The sequence below is a fragment of the Rhodococcus sp. D-6 genome, assembly GCF_040256695.1.
GTDB classification, from domain to species: Bacteria; Actinomycetota; Actinomycetes; order Mycobacteriales; family Mycobacteriaceae; genus Rhodococcus; species Rhodococcus pyridinivorans.
Genome location: NZ_CP132970.1, coordinates 267,922 through 288,442, shown reverse-complemented (window position 1 = coordinate 288,442; position 20,521 = coordinate 267,922). Strand labels below are relative to the sequence as shown.

General features: G+C 65.4%; 18 protein-coding genes. 14 read left to right on the top strand and 4 right to left on the bottom strand.

The window, feature by feature from the left end; translation table 11 throughout:
- Window positions 1-122 precede the first annotated feature (122 nt).
- From RBB84_RS01445 to RBB84_RS01430, 4 genes are read left to right on the top strand one after another with little or no spacing between them, the layout of a single operon-like run.
- Window positions 123-1,379 carry a class I SAM-dependent methyltransferase gene (locus tag RBB84_RS01445; protein WP_064255759.1) on the top strand — a complete coding sequence of 419 codons (1,257 nt, stop codon included), beginning with the start codon at window positions 123-125 and terminating at the stop codon, window positions 1,377-1,379.
- Window positions 1,376-2,170, top strand: coding sequence for a hypothetical protein (locus tag RBB84_RS01440; protein WP_064064628.1), 795 nt, complete (start codon window positions 1,376-1,378; stop codon window positions 2,168-2,170). Before RBB84_RS01445 ends, RBB84_RS01440 begins: the two co-directional genes overlap by 4 nt.
- A complete protein-coding gene (locus RBB84_RS01435; RefSeq protein ID WP_064064712.1) occupies window positions 2,137-2,820 on the top strand; it encodes a PIG-L family deacetylase in 684 nt (227 codons plus the stop codon). The genes RBB84_RS01440 and RBB84_RS01435 overlap by 34 nt, the downstream gene beginning before the upstream one ends.
- Before the next feature lies 1 nt (window position 2,821).
- On the top strand, window positions 2,822-3,862 hold the full coding sequence (locus tag RBB84_RS01430; RefSeq protein ID WP_064255758.1) for an SDR family oxidoreductase: 1,041 nt from the start codon (window positions 2,822-2,824) through the stop codon (window positions 3,860-3,862).
- A gap of 16 nt (window positions 3,863-3,878) precedes the next feature.
- Here RBB84_RS01430 and rfbC read toward each other — a convergent pair whose 3' ends face one another.
- On the bottom strand, window positions 3,879-4,433 hold the full coding sequence (rfbC, locus tag RBB84_RS01425) for a dTDP-4-dehydrorhamnose 3,5-epimerase (RefSeq protein WP_026002887.1): 555 nt from the start codon (window positions 4,431-4,433) through the stop codon (window positions 3,879-3,881).
- Window positions 4,434-4,495: 62 nt separating this feature from the next.
- Here rfbC and RBB84_RS01420 point away from each other — a divergent pair, with 62 nt between their 5' ends.
- Entirely contained in the window at window positions 4,496-5,650 is a 1,155-nt protein-coding gene (locus RBB84_RS01420) for a class I SAM-dependent methyltransferase (protein WP_231911953.1), read from the top strand.
- Window positions 5,647-7,095, top strand: coding sequence for a sugar transferase (locus tag RBB84_RS01415; protein WP_064255756.1), 1,449 nt, complete (start codon window positions 5,647-5,649; stop codon window positions 7,093-7,095). The genes RBB84_RS01420 and RBB84_RS01415 overlap by 4 nt, the downstream gene beginning before the upstream one ends.
- A 42-nt stretch (window positions 7,096-7,137) precedes the next feature.
- On the opposite strand, the gene RBB84_RS01410 is transcribed toward RBB84_RS01415, so the two are convergent.
- Window positions 7,138-7,968: a glycosyltransferase gene (locus RBB84_RS01410; RefSeq protein ID WP_064255755.1), complete on the bottom strand. Its 831-nt coding sequence runs from the start codon at window positions 7,966-7,968 to the stop codon at window positions 7,138-7,140.
- Window positions 7,969-8,205: 237 nt separating this feature from the next.
- On the opposite strand from RBB84_RS01410, the gene RBB84_RS01405 reads away from it, so the two are divergent.
- Genes RBB84_RS01405 through RBB84_RS01375 form a run of 7 tightly spaced genes read left to right on the top strand, consistent with a single transcriptional unit; the run spans window position 8,206 to window position 16,859 of the window.
- The gene (locus RBB84_RS01405; protein WP_064255754.1) at window positions 8,206-9,267 is read left to right on the top strand and encodes a glycosyltransferase family 4 protein; all 1,062 of its coding nucleotides are present in this window, start codon (window positions 8,206-8,208) and stop codon (window positions 9,265-9,267) included.
- Window positions 9,264-10,406, top strand: coding sequence for a glycosyltransferase family 4 protein (locus RBB84_RS01400; RefSeq protein WP_064255753.1), 1,143 nt, complete (start codon window positions 9,264-9,266; stop codon window positions 10,404-10,406). The genes RBB84_RS01405 and RBB84_RS01400 overlap by 4 nt, the downstream gene beginning before the upstream one ends.
- Before the next feature lie 25 nt (window positions 10,407-10,431).
- Window positions 10,432-11,706 (top strand): oligosaccharide flippase family protein, encoded by a 1,275-nt coding sequence (locus RBB84_RS01395; protein ID WP_197481804.1) that lies wholly within the window; start codon window positions 10,432-10,434, stop codon window positions 11,704-11,706.
- Window positions 11,703-12,770, top strand: coding sequence for a glycosyltransferase (locus tag RBB84_RS01390; RefSeq protein ID WP_064255752.1), 1,068 nt, complete (start codon window positions 11,703-11,705; stop codon window positions 12,768-12,770). Before RBB84_RS01395 ends, RBB84_RS01390 begins: the two co-directional genes overlap by 4 nt.
- Window positions 12,767-14,131 carry a hypothetical protein gene (locus RBB84_RS01385; RefSeq protein WP_064255751.1) on the top strand — a complete coding sequence of 455 codons (1,365 nt, stop codon included), beginning with the start codon at window positions 12,767-12,769 and terminating at the stop codon, window positions 14,129-14,131. The genes RBB84_RS01390 and RBB84_RS01385 overlap by 4 nt, the downstream gene beginning before the upstream one ends.
- A 16-nt stretch (window positions 14,132-14,147) precedes the next feature.
- Window positions 14,148-15,485 carry a polysaccharide biosynthesis tyrosine autokinase gene (locus RBB84_RS01380; RefSeq protein ID WP_064255750.1) on the top strand — a complete coding sequence of 446 codons (1,338 nt, stop codon included), beginning with the start codon at window positions 14,148-14,150 and terminating at the stop codon, window positions 15,483-15,485.
- A gap of 21 nt (window positions 15,486-15,506) precedes the next feature.
- Window positions 15,507-16,859: a glycosyl hydrolase family 28-related protein gene (locus RBB84_RS01375; RefSeq protein ID WP_064064639.1), complete on the top strand. Its 1,353-nt coding sequence runs from the start codon at window positions 15,507-15,509 to the stop codon at window positions 16,857-16,859.
- An 18-nt stretch (window positions 16,860-16,877) separates the two neighbouring features.
- Here RBB84_RS01375 and RBB84_RS01370 read toward each other — a convergent pair whose 3' ends face one another.
- On the bottom strand, window positions 16,878-17,987 hold the full coding sequence (locus RBB84_RS01370) for a glycosyltransferase (RefSeq protein ID WP_064255749.1): 1,110 nt from the start codon (window positions 17,985-17,987) through the stop codon (window positions 16,878-16,880).
- A 301-nt stretch (window positions 17,988-18,288) separates the two neighbouring features.
- On the opposite strand from RBB84_RS01370, the gene RBB84_RS01365 reads away from it, so the two are divergent.
- Window positions 18,289-18,987 carry a GNAT family protein gene (locus RBB84_RS01365; protein WP_082920976.1) on the top strand — a complete coding sequence of 233 codons (699 nt, stop codon included), beginning with the start codon at window positions 18,289-18,291 and terminating at the stop codon, window positions 18,985-18,987.
- Here the strand turns inward: RBB84_RS01365 and RBB84_RS01360 are convergent.
- On the bottom strand, window positions 18,929-20,284 hold the full coding sequence (locus RBB84_RS01360; protein WP_064255802.1) for a polysaccharide pyruvyl transferase family protein: 1,356 nt from the start codon (window positions 20,282-20,284) through the stop codon (window positions 18,929-18,931). The two genes, RBB84_RS01365 and RBB84_RS01360, sit on opposite strands and share 59 nt — an antisense overlap.
- Window positions 20,285-20,521 lie beyond the last annotated feature (237 nt).

The window sequence follows — 20,521 nt, the reverse complement described above, 5'->3', positions numbered from 1 at the left end:
TTCTGCAAAACCAACATAAGGTCTTTTTTTAGCTTGTTTCCCTTCTCCAGGTATGGTTTATTTGGGGCATCGATTTCGGGGCTCGAGATCGGACACGCTCTTCCCACCGAGGGGGCACCTGCATGAAGTGCCGTCTGTGCAGTTCGGACCGCCTGACCAGCATCCTGGACCTCGGAGCCACTCCCCCGTGTGAACGATTCCTCACGGCCGAGCAGCTCGACCTCCCGGAATGCACATATCCACTCCACCTGCGCCTGTGCGAGGACTGCCTACTGCTGCAGATACCCGCGTTGATCACGCCGGAGGACACCTTCACCGAGTACGCCTACTTCTCCTCGTTCTCGCAGTCGTGGGTCGATCACGCTCGAAGCTTCGTGCACGACGCACTGGGAAGCGGACGGCTCCGGCCCGACTCGACCCTCGTCGAGGTCGCGAGCAACGACGGTTACCTCCTCCGTCACGCGGTGGACGCCGGCATCCGGTGCCTGGGCATCGAACCGTCGGTCAATGTCGGGGAGGCCGCCAAGGCAGCCGGCGTACCGACCCACACCGGTTTCCTCGATATCGAACTGGCCGAACATATTCGGACGGAACACGGCCCGGCGGATCTCGTCGTCGCGAACAACGTCTACGCTCACGTACCCGACCTCGTCGGATTCACGCGTGCGCTGCGCCTGCTCATGGCCGAGGACGGCTGGCTCAGCGTCGAGGTCCACCACGCCCTGAACCTGGTGGCACTCGGGCAGTTCGACACGATCTATCACGAGCACTTCCAGTACTACACGGTGCTGTCGGCCGCGCGAGCGCTGGCGTCCGGGGGCCTCCGGATCGTCGACGTGGAACTGCTCGACACCCACGGGGGTTCGATCCGTGTGTGGGCGCGGCCCGAACGGGCAGCACAGGACCCGAGTCCGCGCGTCGCCGAGGTTCTCGAGATCGAAAGGCGCGCAGGGCTACACGATCCCACCGGATACTTCCGGCTCGAACCGCTCGCACGCACCTCACGCCTCGATCTGCTGCGCTTCCTCCTCCAGTGCCGGAACGAAGGCCTCTCGGTCGTCGGCTACGGAGCACCCGGCAAGGGCAACACGCTGCTCAACTACTGTGGCATCCGACCGGATCTCTTGTCCTATACCGTCGATCGGAATCCGTACAAGCACGGACGTTTCACGCCGGGGACGCGGATCCCGATCGAGCCCGTCGAGCGGATCGCCCAGGACCGGCCGGACGTCGTCCTCGCGTTGCCCTGGAACCTCGAGCCCGAACTGACCCGCCAGCTCGCGTATATCGCGGAGTGGAAGGGACGCCTCGTCCTGCCACTCCCCACCATTCACACGACCATCGGCGAACCCGAACTGTCCTGGAGGACAACATCATGAAGGTTGTACTGTTCTGCGGTGGCTACGGCATGCGCATGCGTAACGATCGGAACGACCAGATTCCCAAGCCCATGCAGATGGTAGGCCCCCGGCCGATCCTGTGGCATATCATGCGGTACTACGCGCACTTCGGTCACAAGGAGTTCATCCTGTGCCTGGGGTACGGAGCGTCCGAGATCAAGAATTTCTTCCTCGACTACCACGAGGAGCAATCGAACGATTTCATCCTCCACGACAACACCGTCGACTGCCTCAGCACCGACATCAGCGACTGGCGGATCACTTTCGTCGACACCGGACTCGAGTCGGCGATCGGTGAACGTCTCCGCCGTGTCCGCCGGCACCTCGAGGGAGACGAGTACTTCCTCGCCAACTACGCGGACGTCCTCACCGACGCCCCGCTCGACGAGATGATCGATCGTTACCATCGGTCGGGCGCTACGGCCTCGATGTTGGTCGTACCTCCGCAGTCGTCGTTCCATTGCGTCGACGTAGCGGAGAACGGCGAGATCAAGGAAATCGTTCCTGTGAGCAGGTTCCCCATCTGGGAGAACGGCGGGTACTTCGTCCTGAGCCAGGCGATCTTCGATCTCCTTCCCCCCGGCGGCGATCTGGTGGCCGACGTCTGCGGCGCACTCGCCGGTCAGGGCCGGTTGTACGGCTATCGGCACAGTGGGTTCTGGAAACCGGCGGACACGTTCAAGGAACGTGCGGAACTGGACGACAACTACGCTCGTGGCATCCACCCCTGGACCGTATGGGAGTCGGCCCGCCCGGCGGTGACCCCGTGATCGAGTTGCACACGGGCGACATCCGGGAGATTGCGGTCCTGGGGGCGCACTGTGACGACATCGCGATCGGCCTCGGGGGCACGCTGCTGACCCTCGCCGCCCAGGCACCCGGTTCCGTGCGCGTTCACGCGTTCGTGCTCTCCGGCGAGGATTCGGCACGCGAGATCGAGGAGCGGCACGCGCTGAAGGCGCTCTGTCCCGGAGCCGAGCTCGAGATCACCGTCCTCGACATCCCCGACGGTCGCGCACCCGGCTACTGGGAGGCGATCAAGTTCGCCCTCGAGGCCTTCCGGCACACGTGCACGCCGGACGTGGTTTTCGCACCGCACCGAGGGGACGCCCACCAGGATCATCGACTGCTTGCCGAGTTGGTTCCCACCGTGTTCCGCGACCATCTCATTCTCGGTTACGAAATCATCAAGTGGGAGAACGACACTCCTCGGCCCGCGATCTACCATGCGCTCCCCCGCAAGGTCGCGGAAGAGAAAACACGAATCCTGCTCAAGTACTACCCGTCCCAGATCGAGCACGACTGGTTCGACGAACAGGCGTTCCTCGGCCTGTCCCGGCTTCGCGGCGTGCAGTGCCGGCGCCCACACGCCGAGGCGTTCGTGCTGGAGAAGGCCGTCGTCCATTTCGGAAAGGCGTGACATGCGCGTACTCGTCACCGGCCATCAGGGCTACCTCGGATCGGTCATGGTTCCTGTGCTCCGCTCGTACGGCCACCACGTGACCGGGCTGGACTCCGGCCTGTTCGCCGATTGCCTCCTCGGCCCCGCTCCCGACGATCCACCCACCTTGCGCCTCGACCTGCGCGACGTCGACGTCTCTCAGCTCGCGGGTTTCGACGCGGTAATCCATCTCGCGGCGCTGTCGAACGATCCGCTCGGCTTCCTCGAACCGCGAATCACCTACGAAATCAACCATCAGGCCTCCGTTCGGCTTGCTCGGTGTGCCAAGGCAGCAGGCGTACGCCGGTTCCTCTATGCCTCGACGTGTTCGGTCTACGGTTCGGCCGGCGACGAACTTGTCGACGAGAGCGCCCCTTTGCGCCCTGTCACTCCGTATGCGGAGAGCAAAGTGCGCGTCGAAGACGACGTCGCTGCCATGGCCGACTCCGGTTTCTCCCCTGTATTCCTGCGCAATGCGACAGCATTCGGGTACTCACCGCGCCTTCGCGCCGACATCGTCCTGAACAACCTTGTCGGATCGGCGTTTCTCACCGGCGAGGTCCGCGTCCTGTCGGACGGAACGCCATGGCGTCCCCTCGTGCACGCACAGGACATCGCTGAGGCTTTCGCCCATGCTCTCGTCGCACCCGCCGACCGGATCCACTGCTCGGCCTTCAACATCGGCAGTGAGGTCAACAACGTCACGGTCGCTCGAATCGCCCAGGCCGTGGCAGAGATCGTTCCCGGCTCCACAGTCACCGTCACCGGCGAGAGCGGCCCGGACCCGCGGTCCTACCGCGTCGACTTCTCCAGGGTTCGCCACGTCTTCGAAGGGTACGAGGCCAGGTGGACGGTACGCGACGGCGCCGCCGAGTTGTACGACGCTTATCGGAGGTACGGCCTGACCGGCGACGCATTCGCTACGCGCTTCACGCGGCTCGCCCGCCTGAATCGACTCCAGGAGATCGGTGAACTGGACTCGACGATGCGCTTCCAGCGGATCGGAGTCCCGGATGCCTGAAGTACTCGCACACGAATCACAGTGCCGCAAGAAGATCACGCCAACTTCCCGCTGCGGCATCGCGTGCGCTGAGCACGGTGAGCGGCAGCGGCCACGCGATCGCGAGATCCGGGTCGTCATAACGCACCGCGATATCCTCCGCGGGATCGTGCTCCCGATCGATGCGATAACACACATCCGCGGTGTCCGTGAGTACTTGGAATCCGTGGAGGAAACCCGGCGGGACGAACAGGTGCGCAAACTCGACGTCATCGAGCCGGAACACCTGCTGACGACCGAACGTGGGCGAATCGCGACGAACGTCGACAAGCACGTCGTGCACGGCTCCGTGAGCACATCGCACCAGTTTCGCCTCCCCACGGCCGGTGCGGCCGTGCATGCCTCGCACCACCCCTCGTACCGATCGCGACTGGGAATCCTGGAGAAGATCGCACGACCGCACGCCGGTCGGCCCGACCTCCGCGTCGAAGAGCCGTGCGTCGAACGTGCGGGTGAACAGACCCCGATCGTCCCGGAAGGGTTCGGGACGGAACACCCGTACGTCGCACAAGTCGGCGGTGTCGGCACGCATCAGTCGATTGTCGCGCATCGTGTCCCCGGACGATGCCCGAATCGCCTGCGCGAGGTACCGACATGACAGCCTGTCGCGGCTGCGGCGGAACGGGCCTCGAGCGAGTTCTCGATCTCGGCGTGATGCCCGCAGCAGACCATTTCCCTCCGGACCGTACCCCTGTCACCGCCGCCGAGACGTCGCACCCGTTGGCAATGGCCATGTGCAGCGACTGTGGCCTCTCCCAGCTCGTCGACGACGACACCGTCCCGGACGAACCGCGCGGTGTCGAGCCACAGGCATTGCGCGACCAGGCCGCCGACGCCGTCCGGAAGGTCGCCGATGCCGGTTGGCTCACCGGCGGGACCGTCACCGAGTTCGGTAGTCCGCATGGCGGCACCTGGCTGCCTCTGCTCGCCGATCGGGGCTACGAAATTGTTCCCGCCGGGCAGCGAGCGTCTCTTGCGGTGGACAGCTTCGGGATCATGCACGCCCCGGACCAGAGGGCCGCCTTCCGGCAGCGCGCTGCCGCTCTCACCGCGGACGGCGTTCTGCTGCTTCAGTTCCACACGTTCACAGCGATACTCGCGCACCGGCAGTGGACTGCCCTACGGCACGGTCATTTCGCCTACTACTCGCTGACCACTGCACGGCGCCTTCTCGCCCACGCCGGCCTGCATGTGGCCGACGCGTGGACGTTCGATCTCTACGGTGGCACCGTCCTCGTCGCCGCGACTCCCACCGTGCCCCGGACACTGCCGCTCTCGGTACGACAGATTCTCGCCCACGAGAGGGAGGCCGGCATCACCGACCCCACCGCCGCGCGTGCACTGCAGGACACGGCTGACGGCCAGTCCGTCGCGCTGAGAACATTGCTCACAACGATGAATCGTCGCGGATGCAGCGTGTACGCCTACGGTGCCGCATCCCGAGCAGTCTCATTGTTCGCCCGCGCTCGCCTGAACCGGCGTCTCGTCGCAGGCGTCGCGGACGCGTCTCCCGCAAAGCAAGGGCGACGCATGCCGGGTACCGATATTCCGATCATTTCACCGGAACAACTTCTGCGTCGTCGACCCGATCATGTGCTTCTGACTCTGCCCGACCTGCTGATCGAGGTGCAGGAACACTATCCGGAACTGGAAGGTCGATGGAGCACGCTCGGCGATCTGATGGGGACGAGCACCCTTCCCCCCTCGGGACCTGCACGGATGAGCATCGGATTCGGGAGACCGTCGTGACCACCAACACGCGTCGTGCCCGACAGGTCGCGCCTCTCCGGCCCTCACCGGTCTTCGACGAGGCCACCCTCTCTATTTCCCAGTCGCCTACTCCGACACCACATCCGCGGCGCCATCTCGGCTCACGGATTCGGGCGCACATCACTCTGTCCACACCGATCTCGGATCTCGCCGTCCTTTCGGGGACGCTTGCGCTCACCGGGGCCGACAGGCCACTCCCCACCGCGACGACCCTCGTCCTGCTCATGGCGATGATGGGAGCCTATCGCTCCCACCTGACCCTTTCGGTGCTCGACGATCTGCCCCGGATACTCGCCGCAGTCACCTTGGCCGGGGTGATCACAGCACTCATGTTCCAGCCATATGGTTCGTCTTTCGGAGCCGTCAGGCTGACTGCGCTCGCGTTCACCGCGTCGACGGTGTCCCGAATCGGCACGTACGCAATGGAACGGCACGTACGACGCAATTCACGACGACGTCGACGGACAGTGATCGTGGGGGGTGGCGACATCGCCGGGATGCTGGCGGAGGAGATAGTCGGCGAACCGGCCTGCGGCCTCGAGTTGGTCGGTCTGCTCGACGACGACCCCAGGCCCGACACCGTGCGCCGGGTCGACGTGCCGGTCCTGCCGTTGAGCGGAAGGCTACGGGAGTTTCTCAGCGCCAACAGGATCGAAACAGCCATTCTCGCCTTCTCGTTCACTCGCGACTGCGATATGTTGAAGATCGTCCGCAAGTGCGACCGTCTCGATTGCGAGATATACCTCGTCCCCCGGCTGTGGGAGATCACGGCGGTGAGCGGCGACATGGAACGCATCGGGGCGATGCCCCTCATGCGGGTGCGCCGAGCGGCTCACCGTTCCCTGAGGTGGAAGATCAAGCTGTGGACGAGTCGGGTCTTCAGCGCCGTCATCCTGGTAGCGCTGACACCACTGCTGGTACTCACCGCGGTGGCGGTGTGGTTCTCGGATCGGTCGGCTCCGATACTGTTTCGACAACGGCGAGTGGGCTTGGACGGACGAGAGTTCGACCTGTTGAAGTTCCGCACGCTGAAACCGTTGGACGAGAACGAATCCGCAACGAACTGGTGTATCGCACAGGATGCCCGGCTCGGTCGCCTCGGCAAGATCCTGCGCGCGACGTCGTTCGACGAACTACCACAGCTGTGGAACATCGTCCGCGGTGACATGACTCTTGTCGGACCGAGACCGGAGCGACCGCACTTCGTTCACCGGTTCGGTGAGACTATTCCGAACTATTCTGCGCGACATCGTGTTCCGTCCGGACTGACCGGATGGGCGGCAGTGAACGGGCTACGTGGCGACACCTCGATCGCTGCTCGCGCCCGCTACGACAATTTCTACATAGAGAACTGGGGATTGTGGTTCGACATCAAGATCCTGTTGCGCACCGTGTCCGCGGTGATCACGATGAAGGGGCGATGATGCACACAGCCGGTTCAGCGCACCGTACCGGTCGCCGAGTGGTCAGCCACGCAGCACCGCGAGCAGCCCACGGGACCGTACCGACACACGTTCCAGCGCTGCGCGCGCCAGACGAGCGTCGCCGGCGATCACGTCTCCGAAGGAAACCAAGTCCGGGTAATCCCTTGCGATTCGGTGATGGAAGCGCATCATGTCCGTCAACTTGCTGAACGACGACGTTCGACTGCACAGGTTGAACGTCGAGTCCCGCCATGCAGCCACCCGTTCCGGCATACCGAAGAACATTCCGAATGTCGCAACGCGAGCGAACAGGTCCACGTCCATGGGGAACACCAGGTCACCACGGAAGCCCCCTACCCGGTCGAAGTGCTCACGACGAAATATCGCGGCCGCCGTGGGACCGAAGTCGGCCGGTCCGCGCCGCACGATTGTGCCGATCAGGGCGCGAGGCGTGTGCAGGCCCTCCAGTCCCGGTATGCCCAAGCCGCTCTCCCGGATCTCGCCGGCCTCGTCGATGACATCGAATCGGGCCGACGTGAGGGCGATCGTGGGGTCGACCATCACCTTCTCCTGCGCCTCGATCGATCCCGGACGGAGCACATCGTCTGCGCACACGATCTTCACGAGCTCGCCGGTGGACAGGGCGACCGCCTTGTTCCAGTTGTCACCGATCGACAGCACCTCGTCGTTACGGACCACCCGGAGGCGCGGGTCGTCGAAGGAACGTGCGATATCTGCGGTACCGTCCCGGGTCGCATTGTCGAGCACCAGGACGTCGAGGTCGGCATCCTGCTCGAGGATCGAATGCAGAGTCGCCTCGAGCGTCCGGGCAGCGTTGTACGCCGGGACACAGATCGAGATCGTGGCGGACATGAGAACCCTCCGTGACGTTCGAGTTCCGTCGCCGGAGGGGTTCCACCACCCGGACGACCGATCGCGGGAAGTACCGACTCGAGCCTGTGTGGGAGAGTACCCGCATTTCGGCAGGGACCGCAGCGCATCCTCACGGGGTCGGCTGCTGGACGAGAACACCGGCACGGAGCAGTCGACGACAGCGGTCGGGCCGTGACTTCCCCCGCCTGCGGTCCCGCCGACGCACTCCGTGTCCATATGACCGGATCCGAGTGGTTCACTGCGGTTCCGGGCGGATTGAACCGGTATTTCACCGATCTCTACCGAACCCTGCGCCGGCGTCCGGACGTCGACGTCTCGGCGGCTGCCTTCGGCAACCCCGAAGTCGATGGGCACAGCTGGGGACCCATCGGCGGATCCACCCTTCGTCGTGCCTGGACCGCCTTCCGGGACCACACCGTGTTGCCACGGGAGGCGATCATCGATCGCCACTTCGGCCTCTACGGTCGCCCCGCTCGCGGTCGCCAGGGCCGACATCCACTCGTGGTGCATTTTCACGGCCCCTGGGCAGCCGAGAGCCTGATGGCAGGTTCGGGGAGGACAGCCGCATACTCGAAGTACCTGATCGAGCGGATCCGATACGCGGACGCGGACCGATATGTTGTGCTGTCGAAACACTTTCGGGATGTGCTCACGCATTCGTATCGTGTTCCGGAAGAACGCATCCGGATCGTTCCCCCCGGAGTCGATCTCGATCGTTTCCGAACTTCGGAGGTCCCCGCCTCGTCGGGTGCTGTGCTGTGCGTTCGGCGCCTCGAACGGCGAATGGGTGTGCACCTCCTGCTCCGTGCCTGGCCTGACGTTCTTGCTGCGCATCCCGACGCGCGCCTCGTGATCGTCGGCACCGGCAGCGAGGAAGCGGCGCTGCGCACGCAAGCCGCCGGCTCCGGAGTGGGCAGTTCCGTCACCTTCGAAGGTCACGTCGACGACGTCCGGCTGAGCCGCCTGTACGAAGAGGCGGCGGTGACGGTCGTCCCTTCGGTAGCACTCGAAGGCTTCGGGCTGATCGCGCTCGAATCGCTGGCGGCCGGTCGCGTGCCGGTCGTCACGGACTGTGGCGGACTACCCGACGCAGTGCGGGGACTCGATCCGTCACTGATCGTTCCCGCCGGCGATCCCGAAGCGCTGGCAGACCGGATCGCAACGGCTCTCTCGGGGCGGGCGCCGGGGCGGCAGCAGTGCCGTGCGCACGCAGAGACGTTCTCGTGGGGTACGGCGGCAGAACGACACGTCGCGTTGTACAAGGAGCTGACGTCGTGACCAAGATCCTTTTCGTCACCCACACGGCCGCTCCGTCCGGCGCGGAGATCGCTACGGCCCGACTGGCACTCGCGTTGCGGGATCTCGGCATCGACGTCGCCGTAGCGTACGCGCAGGACGGTCCGATGGCCCAGCGGATGCGCGCGGACGGATTCGACACTCGGATCCTGTCCCGCACGTTCGACAGCAGGAAGATGACGATCACCGACCCCCGCCTCACCCGATTGTTCGCGGGGGCGTTCCGCTTGGTCCGAGTCGGCTGGGATCTCGGTGACGTCGCTACGAACACCGGGGCCACGGTGCTCATCGCCGAGAGCTCCAAGGCCTTGATCATGGGGGCCGTGGCAGCGTGGCGGGCGAAGCTCCCCCTCGTCTGGCACGTGCACGACCGGGTCTCCACGGAATACTTCGGACGCGTACTCGCTCCGGTCGTACGCATCCTGGGACGAGTCCTCAGCCGGGGCTACATCGCCAACAGCAGATCCACGATGTCGTCGCTCTTCCCCCGCCGGCGCGCCCTCGTGGCATATCCCGGAGTAGACCTCACACCGGCCACCCCTCATCCCGAGCAACACGATCCGGCGGGGACGATCGTCACGGTTGTCGGACGACTCACGCCGTGGAAGGGTCAGGACGTATTCCTGCGGGCCGCGGCGGATACGACGGTGCGGCCCTCGCGCATCTATCTCGTCGGCGGCACCTTCTTCGGTGAAGAGTCCTACCGCGAGCATCTCGAACGACTTTCCGCAGAGCTCGATCTTCCGGTGACCTTCACGGGCCACGTCGAAGACCCCGAAGAATACATGCGACGTGCCGATATCCTCGTGCACTGCTCAGTCCTTGCCGAACCGTTCGGTCAGGTCGTCGTGGAGGGCATGCGGGCCGGATGCGCGGTGATCGCTTCTCGGCCGGGCGGCCCTGCCGAGATCGTCGAGTCGGGCGTGAACGGACTGCTCGTGGACGCCGGCAACCGACGCGCACTCACCGCGGCGTTGGACACGCTCATTCGTGACCGCGAACTTCGCTGTCGCCTCGCTGCTGCCGGCAGGCAGCGGGCCGGATGCTTCGATATCACCGAGTCCGCGCGGGCGGTCGCACGTTTCCTGGGTACGGTCGGTGCGCCCTCCGCGAGGAGGTGAGCACCTCGTGAGCGAAGAACGCCGGATGACGCGTGCTGTCACTCTCGTACGGGACATCGGATTGGTCAGCTTCGGTAAGTACGGCCAGTATCTCGTCACGGCTGTGACCCTGCCCTTGATCGCCCGCGTCCTCGGTCCCGAGGGTCTGGGCCTGCTGGCGATCGGGATGTCGGCCTACTTCATCGGATCACTGCTCGTCGATCTGGGAATCACTCAATTCCTGGCAGCGAAGGTTCCCACCAGCGATGTCAATCAGATCCGCGGCGACTACCTCGCCATTCGTGTGACGGTGCTCGTCACGCTGGGCGCCGCACTCCTCGCCGGATCGACGGTCGAAGTCGATCCTCACATCCACATGATCCTGCTCGGTCTGTTCGCGGGCGGCTTCTGGTCGATCTCCGAGGACTGGATCCTCATCGGACAGGGCCGATTCGTGGCCTCCACGCTCTACCAGGGGGTCGGCCGACTCGCCTATCTTGCCTTGTTGTTGCTGGTATTGCCTCGTTATCCGAGCGCATCCGTCGCCATGCTGTGCATGCTCACATCGTCGATCCTCACCGTCGCGCTCACCTGGTGGGATTCGCTCCACAAGTACGGGCGTCCGGCCCGGCCGTGCCGGGTCGTGCCCACCGTGCGCATGGCCGCCCCCGTATTCACGTCTCGCCTCCTGGTGGTCAGTTACGGTCAGGGAGCTGCAGCCATCTACTCTTCCGTGCTCGACGCCGCGTCCCTGGGTTTGTATTCGGCCGGTGACCGACTCGTGCGCGCCGTGCAGTCCATGCTCGATCCGATCGGCTTCGCTCTGCTGCCACGGATGGCGCGCAGCAGTGACGACGAACGATTCTGGCGGCGCGCAGGCCTCGCCATGCTTGTCTGCGTGGGCATCGCTGTCGTCGCGACCGCGGCGCTGTGGGTCGCCGCGCCGCTCATCGTGCGGCTCGTGTTCGGAAGCGAATTCGTTCATGCCGTCCCACTCCTGCGCGTAGAGGCACTCATACTTCCCGCCACGGCTCTGAGTTCGCTCGTCACCACAGCTGTCCTGCCGGTACGCGAAGACACCTCCGGTGTACTGATCGGCTCCATCGTCGGTACCTGCGTCGCTGCTCTTGCGCTCTACGTGGCGTTCCGGACCCACTCCGTGTGGGCGCTCGTCTACGGCACTGTGGCATGCGAGTTCAGCGTTGCGTTGTGGTACCTCCTCCGGACCAGGCATCTCGTGCTGCAGGAGAGGCGTACCCGGCCCTCCGACGAGAACGTCGACGAGATCGGCGTCCCCACCTGCAAGGGAGAGAAACGATGAGGATCCTCTTCGTCGGCGACGACTGGGTGGGTAGCAACGCCCGCTCGCTGGCCGACGGATTCCGTCAGGCGGGGCACGACGTGGTCGTCGTGGACACCACTGCCGTGACCCTACCCACCCGATTCTCGCCACCGTGGTTCTACTCGAAGGTGCGCCGGCAACGCGCTCCGTGGGACCTCGGGTCCGTACATCGCCGGATCGAATCGGTTGCTACCACCCTGTCTCCCGATGTGCTGTTCTGTTTCCGGACAGTGCATCTCGACCAGATCCGATTGCTCGATACGCCTGCCCGTCTGCACGTGCACTACAGCCCCGACGACGCGTCGAACCCGTACAACACGACGCCGGATTATCTTCGGCACGAACACGAGTGGGATCTCGTGGTCACCACCAAACGGCACAACGTCCCGGAACTCGCCACCCGAGGAGCCGCCGTGAAATTCGTGCTGAGCGCCTATGATCCCGCCTGGCACCGCCTTTCGGCACGTCGGGACCCACAGCGGTACCTACTCGGTTTCGTCGGCAACTGCCGTCCCGATCGCCGTTCCGCCGTTCTCGCCCTGGCCGGACGTTACGGGGAGAGGATGCTCGTCCATGGCCCCGGTTGGAGACGCGTGCCCGAATTGCGTCACACCCACGCCATGGTGCGTGGCCCGGTGTACGGGGAACATTTCTCCACCGCGATCGCATCGGTGACGGCGAATCTGGTTCTCCTCAACTCCGACAATCGGGACACGCACACCTGCCGCACCTTCGAGGTGCCGGCCGCGGGCGGATTGTTCGTCGGGCAACGCACCGACGAGCATGCCGCCCTTCTCACCGAGGGCCGGGAATGTCTGCTGTTCTCCGCGGTGGACGAGCTGCACGAGATCCTCCGGTGGTGTGACCGTCGTCCTGAGCGTGCGCGAGCCGTCGCCGAGGCCGGACACCGCCGCATCGTGACCGGCAACCATCGGTACGTCGACCGCGCACGCGAGATCGTCGCCGCACTCGAGGGCAGGGACGCGCAGGGATCGTCGACGTCGGGCACGGTCGGATCCGGGACAGGGAAGGGTACGCCGTGAACTCTCCCGACATCCAGCTCGCCCTGGTGAGCACGGCTCTGATCGCGATCGTCGTAGCGGCCGCCTTCATCCCCGGCGTCGCGAGGGTGTTCTTGATCGCGCAGGCCGTCTATTGGGCCCTGTCCTACGTCGCACGCCCTCTGGTGCTGTTGACAGTGCAGCCGCAACCGCGATACGCGGACAACATCGCCGATCCGCGCCTCGCTGCGATCGGCTACGACCGCGGCATCTCGGAAGTTCTGCAGCCGGTGGCATTCGGCCTGTGGGTATACGCCGGTGCCGTAGTGGCCTATGTGATCTGGACTCACCGCCGCCCCCGGACCACTCCCTCCCGGCAATCCACCGCCGACTTCGTTCCCACTCTTGCAACCGTGTACGCGATAGGCATCGTCGGGCGCGCTGTCATGTACCTCACGGGATCGACCGGTCAAGCCGGAGACGTTCAGAGCGCCGATCCTGTTCTCGGCTTCGTCGCACAACTCGCCACGGTCGGCGCGGTCGGGCTGATCATCTTCATCCGGCCCACGGACCGAAGAACGACATTCGTCCTGCTCGCTGCGCTGCTCACGATCGAGTTGTTGTGGACGGTGGCAGTCGAGTCGAAGACACCCGTCATGAGTGCCGCCATGGCCGTGGCCGTCCGGTTCGCCTTACACGGCTGGTCCCGTCTGCGAGTCGTGGGCATCGTCCTGATCTCGGCTGTGGGTATCGGCGCGTTCGGGTGGCTGCAGTCGATCAAACAACCCGACTACGTACGAGCAGAGGCGTTGCCACGGGATTCGGCCTATCCTCCGTCGGTACAGCCGTATCTGAGCATCCTGCGGCGATTCGATCTGCTCGAAGCTGCTACGGACAGTTATTACATGGTCATGCGTCCGTGGATGACTCCTCTGGAAGTCGCCCAGCACGGTCTCCAGAGCTTGATTCCCGCACAGCTCCTCGGCGCCGAGAAGCTACGATCCGGGACCGCCTGGGCCGTCGAGGTGCGGGGGTCGTCCATGGATATGAGCCGGATCTCGGTTTCCCTCGCCGACGGAAACATCAACGAGGGATTCGTCATCGCCGGATACCCGGGTGTCGCCGTCGGTGTGCTGTTCACCCTCGGGTTGCTCCTGCTCGGCGTGCGGGCGTTGCAGGCCCGACACATCGTCGTGGTGGCCCTGGGACTGGCGATTACGGCATCCCCGATCCTTTTCGAACGGGGGTTCCTCGGCAGCATGGAGGTGATCGGCAAATCCCTCCAGCTCGTCGTGTTGGTCTGGCTCGTCGACATGACCGTTCGCGAATACCGCAAACGCACCACCTCCACGGCAGCCACAGCTCCGTCAACACACACGTCCAGCGCAGTCGTCGGGGAATGAGAAGAGGGGTGCAACCATGGCATTGAGTGACTACTTGGGAATCGTGCGCCGCAGGTGGCACATCATTCTCGCGACGGCCCTCGCCTGCGCGGCCCTTGCCTGGGCATACACGTCCACAATCCCGACCGTCTACGTGTCGACGACCCGCATGTATGTATCGATGGCGACCGGCACATCGGTCAACGACTCCTATCAGGGCGGCCTCGCAGCGCAACAGCGCATCACGTCGTATCCGTATGTCGCGACGGGGGCCACCGTCGCCGAGCGAGTCGCCGACCGGCTCGGCTCGACCATCTCACCGAGCGAACTGCAGGGCAAGGTGTCGGCGACGTTCCCGCCGGCCACCACCCTGCTCGAGATCTCGGTGACCGACTCCACTCCCGAAACGGCACGTCAGCTTTCCCGTGCCGTTTCGGACGAATTCGCGCAGCTCGTCGCAGAGATGGAAACGACCGTGGTCGGTGCGGCGCCGGCCGCCCGCGTGTCTGTCGTCGATCCGGCCACATTGCCCACCGAACCCATCGGCCCGAACGCGAAACGCAATCTCGCACTCGGCATCATCGCCGGACTCGGCCTCGGCTTCCTGCTCGCCTTCTTCCGGGACAAGCTCGATCCGACGGTCCGCACCCCGGATCAGCTCGCCCGTTCCGCGGGCGTGCCGGTCCTGGGTACGATCTCATCTCACAGCATCGACGCGACGAGAGATGTGGGGCGGCTGCGCGCACACATCACCGCAGCACGCCAGGGCCGGGATCGGCTGGTGGTCATGTTCACGAGTTTCACCGAGGAGTCCGACCCGCGCGTCGCCACGCGGCTCGCCAAGGCATTGGCGGACACGGGCGCTCGGGTCGCTCTGATCGATGCCGACACGTCCGGCGAGGGCGTCACTCGACTTCTCGATATGCAGTCGGTACCCGGAGTCGCCGAATGGCTGCGGGACGAGTACCCGCCACTGACCGAATTTCCCGTCCGGTCGGAGTCGGGGGTTTCGATCGTCCCACTCGGCGCCGCCGACGAGCGCACGTCGGACCTGCTGACAACGGATCGGTTCGCCGGCCTTCTCTCGGCGCTGGAGGATCGCTTCGACTACATTCTCGTGGTCGCCGCTCCGGTGCTCACGGACTCTGCCGCGCTCGATATCTCGACGCATTGCGACGCATCGATCGCCGTGGTTCGACTCGGCACCACGAAAGCGCCCCGGGTGCAAGCCGCTGCGGATGTCTTCGGCGCGTCCGGAGCAAGACTCCTCGGGGCCGTTACGACCGACACGGCACGTACTCGCCGATCCGTTCGAGCCAGAAAGCGCCGGAGTTCCCGGTCGGCAGCGGATCTCGGACTCGCGTATTCCCCCTAGCGTCCCTCCAGGCGGACGAGAATGGCCGATATGGTGTTCAACCGGCGAAAAATGCTCGCCGCGTCGTTCGGCGCCGCGGCAGCACTTCCCCTGGCCTGCTCGCCGCGGGCACCGGTCCCCGATGTCGAACGGGAGGTTCCCGAGGTGTCGAGCGTGTCGCAGCGACGCAACGTCCGTGACTTCGGTGCTGTGGGTGACGGTACGGCAGACGACACCGAAGCAATCGCCCGTGCGGCCTCCGCGGGCGACGGGCCCGCTGTCCTGTACCTCCCGGCCGGCTACTACCGCGTCACCGCCTGGCCCGATCTGCCGGACTTCTCCACGGTGACCGGGGACGGCGGCGACGTCACCATCGTGTTCTACGAAGGGGGCGGACCGCTGATCTCGCTTCGTGATCGGCACCGTGTCCGCTTCGCACGTCTCGGTGTCTATCTGACGGGTCCGGAAGCCGTCGCCGTGTCACTGTCCGGTTCGTTCCGGTGTTCGTTCGATTCGGTGGTCCTGCGAGGAAGCCATCTCAGTGAGAACTTCCCGCTCTACCGCGCCCAGCAGGGCGTGGTCCTGGAAGGGAACACGGGCGGAACCACCTTCGTCGACTGCGACATCAACAATTTCGGAATCGGGATGGTCACCTCGTGTATCCAGAACTATCTGACGGCCTCGAAACTGACGAACAATTACATCGGGGTCCTGGGCACCGGAAACGATCACAACGCCGGGTTGTCCCTGACCGATGTCGAATTCGTGTCCGACAACGATCCGAGGACGACCGACCGGCACATCCGCATCGACGGTGCCGCCAACAACTGGTGGCTGACCAACGTGTGGTTCGAAGGGGCGGACACCGCTCTGTCCGTCGGTGAACGCGGCCGCGGCGGGCCCTCCCAACTGGGCTTGGTCAACTGCAAGATCGCAGCCCGGAGCGTGTGTCTGGATCTGATCTACTGCCGCCAGCCCTATCTCGCCAACGTGCGCTTCGATCCGGACACCGAGGTGTTTCCGACCGAACTGCGCATCGACCCGGAAGGGTGCCCGGAAGGCACCGCGGTCAATCTCGTTTCGAGCGCGTCCACCGACATCGACCTCGCCACTTTCCCCGAGGATTGGAACGTCGTCGGGCGCGGCGTCCTCTCGGGTGGGACCTTCGTAGGGCCCGTGGTGACCCGCGCGGTCGACGACGGAGATCTGTTGCGAGCCGAGAACAGCGACGGCGAAACGCTGTCCGCGATCCTCGCCGACGGATCGTGGCTGTCGGATCGGCCCGGGTCGGGTCCGATCCTCCGGGACGACGACGGACGGTACTGGCGATTGCGGGTCACCACGAAGGGCACGGTGGAAACGGAACCACTCGGTGATCGGCGCCCCGCCGGATGACACCTCCGGTCGACCGTGTCATCTCGTCACCTGATCGACGACATCTCGCATCCGTTCCCGGAACATGCGCCGGGAGAAGGTCTCCGCCTGCGATCGGATCCTCCCGGGATCGTAATTCCTCCCGTCGAAATCCCTCATCGCGGTGGCGAAGTTGTCGACCAGTTCCGCATCGGTGCCGCCGGACACGTGCAGCCCGGTCGATCCGGGTAGAACGGTGTCGAGAGCTCCGCCCGCGCCCAGGGCGATCACCGGTGTGCCGCAGGCCATCGCCTCGACAGGCACGATCCCGAAGTCCTCGAGACCGGGCATCACCACTGCACGACAGCGTCGGTACATGTCGACCAGCTGCCTGTGCGGAACGCGTCCGAGGAAGGCCACCGTCTCCCCTGCGATCTTCCGGCAGTGCTCCGTACTGCGACCGTCACCCACGACCACGAGACGCGTCCCCGCAGTGTTCGCCGCCCGAATCGCCAGGTCCGGCCGCTTGTACGGAACGAGGCGTCCCGCGAGCAGGAAGAAGTCCTCCCGCGGCACACCGCTGTCGGGGGTGAATGCTTCGGTGTCGACCGGTGGGTGGACGACCACGGAGTCGCGGTTCCACCACCGGCGGATGCGGTCGGCGACGGTGGTGGAGTTCGCCACGATACGAGACAACCGGGGCGCGGCAGCAAGTTCGGCACGCCGCGCGGATACGGCGAGCAACCCGAGTGCGACTCCTCCCGGACGACCACCGCCCTCGCCCTCACGCAACGATGCGTCCCATGCCCACCGTGCCGGACTGTGCACATATGCGATCGTCGGTGCCGTCGTGGCGAAGACCGCCTGGCTTGCGAAGGCATGGTGGCTGATGACGACGATATCGGCGCGGTCGAGCTTCATGCTTCGAAAGCTTCTCGCCATCAAGGGAAGAAGAGGGGCGTACGAACGTTCCCCCGATAGGTGGTAGAGCCCGTCGAGCCACGTCGTGTCGATCCGTGTGCGCAGCCGGGACGGGATACCGGACGGTCGGGCGATCGGGACGTGGACCCTCGCCTGCGGCCACTGCACCGCCATTTGTTCGACGACCTGCTCCGAGCCTGCGATCTCGGTGAACCGTTCGTGGACCAGGGCGACGCGACGCGCGCTCACGGCACTCGACGGTGGGTAGCGGGCGGCGGTGGAATGTCGCTGTCGGGCCGGATCATGTGTCGCCTCTTTCGATTCGGTCCCCGTCCCTTGTACGGACGCTATCACCGGAGGACGCGACCGGACGGATGTTCGGACCGTCGTGCGGCGTTCGTCCCGTTCGGTCCGGTTCCCGTCCGGCCGATTCGGCCGTTCCGACCGAATCCTTCCCGTCCCGGCGAGTACGCTGGATCCACACCCTCCACCGCCGGTGGTCGCCGTTTCATTGTCCGCCCCGTCGGAGTCGCCCAGCAGAGGTGAACGCATGAAGCGTCCCAGGCCGTTCGTGGTGCTCACCACGGCGGGAAGACTGTATACCCGCCCCCTGCGCCACCGGCTCCGGTGCAAGCAGGGTTACAGCCTGTGTGTGCGACTGGGTCCCGTCGAGGTGTCGGGGCATCGCCTCGTCCTCCGGTCACCCCGTCTGTCGGACTGGTCTCGCTGGCAAGCACTCCGGATCCGCGACCGGCGGTTCATCGAACCGTTCTGGACCTCGTCCTCGCTTCCCTGGGAGGAACGCCACAGCGAGCAGGCATGGGTCGACGAGTACCTGCACGCCCGCAGCGAGGCCCGGGCAGGACGTGCCCTGCCCTTGGTCATCGAGGTGGACGGCCTGTTCGCCGGACAGTTCAATCTCGAACATATCGACCGGTGGGCGGGTCTGGCAGAGGCGGGGGTATGGATCGATTCGACCCTCGCCGGCAAGGGTGTCGCCCTGGCCGCCGCCCGGATGCTCGCCGACTACGGGTTCGGTCCCCTCGGGCTGCACCGCATCACCGCACCCGTGTGCGTGGGAAACGTTCCTGCGGCGCACTGTGCCGAGCAGACCGGGATGCGCCGGGAGGGCACCATGGTCGGCTATCTCGATGTGGGCGGCTCCCGGAAGGATCACCACCTCTGGGCCATCACCGCGGAGATGTGGGCGGCGGAGAAGGATCGGATTGCGGATCGCGCCGCGCGCTGACCGGCAGCTCCACGAGGTCGCCGATGCGGTCGAAGACCGCACGGCTCGCGCGGATCTGCCGCTCCGCGCGCGTGAGCAGCTCACTACGCATGTCCGGCGCGTCGGCCCAGACCTTTCCGATCACCGCACGGAGGCGGTCCGGCATTCCGTCCTCGTCCAGCCGGACGGTCTCGATTCCGGTACCGAACATGGAGCTCAATCCGGCGAACTTGTCGTCGTAGTAACGCGATGTCGAGAGCCCTACGACCGAGATCCCTTGCGACAGCGCGAAGACGGCCACGTGGTAGGCACCGGTGACGATCATTCGGCACCGCCCCACCCGGTGCGAGAGTGCCCGTGCGCCGGCGAACCTGCCGAGCGGCGGGATCGTCCCCGAATACTCGGCGAGCAGTGGCATCGTCGACCTTCGGTCCTCTGCGTCGTGTTCGGACACGATCAGCGGGACGAGGTGGGCGGCATGGGCAGCGGCCTTCTCGCGCACCGCACGTCCCACCGCGTCGCTGATCGCGGCACCGACCGGGGAATACTCGGCCACTCGCAGACATACGCCGAGATCCGTACCGAGTTCCGCTCGCCGCGTGGAGTAACCGAGTTCCACCGCGTCGTCCCCCGTCACCACGACGCGGTCCGCAGGGACACCCAGGGAGTGCAGCAGTTCCGGTCCGCGCAGGTCTTCGCGGAGCCCGATCAGATCCACTCGCGGCAGAACCTGCGCGGCCCGCTCGAGCAGGTCGGGCGCGGTGAGCGGACCGAACCCCTGTCCCGTCATCGCGGTGGGAATTCCCAGATCTGCGGCCCGCTCGAGCAATGTCAGGGTCCGTTCCGTCTGGAACCGGTCGATGTCGGTCATGTATCCGCCTCCGATCGCAACCACCACGGAAGCGGTGGCCACTGCATCCGGCACCGTCCGGTCTTCGTCCGCTGTTCCCCTCACATGCCGCACCCGCCGGGTGATTCGGCCGGGCACAGCGACCGCAGCGTCCCAAGCATTCATCGGAGCACCCGCGATCCCGGGGCCCAGCAGGCTTGCCGGCCCCGGCCGTCGGCGTCGGCGCGGCCAACTTCCACCCCGTTGGTAGCAGATCGCGTCGACACGCGGTTCATAGGCTCGCAGCAACGCGGGCGCCGAGGTCAGCACCCCGATCCGGGCGTGCGGCCATCGCTCGGCGAACCGCCGTACGGTCTCGTCGAGAATTGCGAGGTCGCCCTTGTTGTTGAGCCAGTACTCCCCGTTCTCGAGGAGAACGCGAACCTCACACGAAGCACCGCCGATCGGAGAGAGGACGCGATTCGTCATGTCGGCACCTTCGGGCACTCGCGAACTTCGGACGGTCGGAGAAATATCTGACTGTCGGACCGAATTGTCCGGTCCGACAAGGAAGGACGATCCGTACCGAACAATACCCGATTCTGTGAGCGCCCGTCTCCCGCGGACGACGAGCGGAGAGATACGGAGACAGGAAACGTCGAATTCACTCGTTCCCCACGAGGTTCGACAGTGCTGATGACACAATCGGATTCTCGACGATTCTTC

Coding starts and splice junctions, on each gene's coding strand:
- RBB84_RS01445 (WP_064255759.1), top strand. CDS start 123: ATGAAGTGCCGTCTGTGCAGTTCGGACCGCCTGACCAGCATCCTGGAC.
- RBB84_RS01440 (WP_064064628.1), top strand. CDS start 1,376: ATGAAGGTTGTACTGTTCTGCGGTGGCTACGGCATGCGCATGCGTAAC.
- RBB84_RS01435 (WP_064064712.1), top strand. CDS start 2,137: ATGGGAGTCGGCCCGCCCGGCGGTGACCCCGTGATCGAGTTGCACACG.
- RBB84_RS01430 (WP_064255758.1), top strand. CDS start 2,822: ATGCGCGTACTCGTCACCGGCCATCAGGGCTACCTCGGATCGGTCATG.
- rfbC (WP_026002887.1), bottom strand. CDS start 4,433: ATGCGTGCCGACACCGCCGACTTGTGCGACGTACGGGTGTTCCGTCCC.
- RBB84_RS01420 (WP_231911953.1), top strand. CDS start 4,496: ATGACAGCCTGTCGCGGCTGCGGCGGAACGGGCCTCGAGCGAGTTCTC.
- RBB84_RS01410 (WP_064255755.1), bottom strand. CDS start 7,968: ATGTCCGCCACGATCTCGATCTGTGTCCCGGCGTACAACGCTGCCCGG.
- RBB84_RS01405 (WP_064255754.1), top strand. CDS start 8,206: ATGACCGGATCCGAGTGGTTCACTGCGGTTCCGGGCGGATTGAACCGG.
- RBB84_RS01395 (WP_197481804.1), top strand. CDS start 10,432: ATGACGCGTGCTGTCACTCTCGTACGGGACATCGGATTGGTCAGCTTC.
- RBB84_RS01390 (WP_064255752.1), top strand. CDS start 11,703: ATGAGGATCCTCTTCGTCGGCGACGACTGGGTGGGTAGCAACGCCCGC.
- RBB84_RS01380 (WP_064255750.1), top strand. CDS start 14,148: ATGGCATTGAGTGACTACTTGGGAATCGTGCGCCGCAGGTGGCACATC.
- RBB84_RS01375 (WP_064064639.1), top strand. CDS start 15,507: ATGGCCGATATGGTGTTCAACCGGCGAAAAATGCTCGCCGCGTCGTTC.
- RBB84_RS01365 (WP_082920976.1), top strand. CDS start 18,289: ATGAAGCGTCCCAGGCCGTTCGTGGTGCTCACCACGGCGGGAAGACTG.
- RBB84_RS01360 (WP_064255802.1), bottom strand. CDS start 20,284: ATGACGAATCGCGTCCTCTCTCCGATCGGCGGTGCTTCGTGTGAGGTT.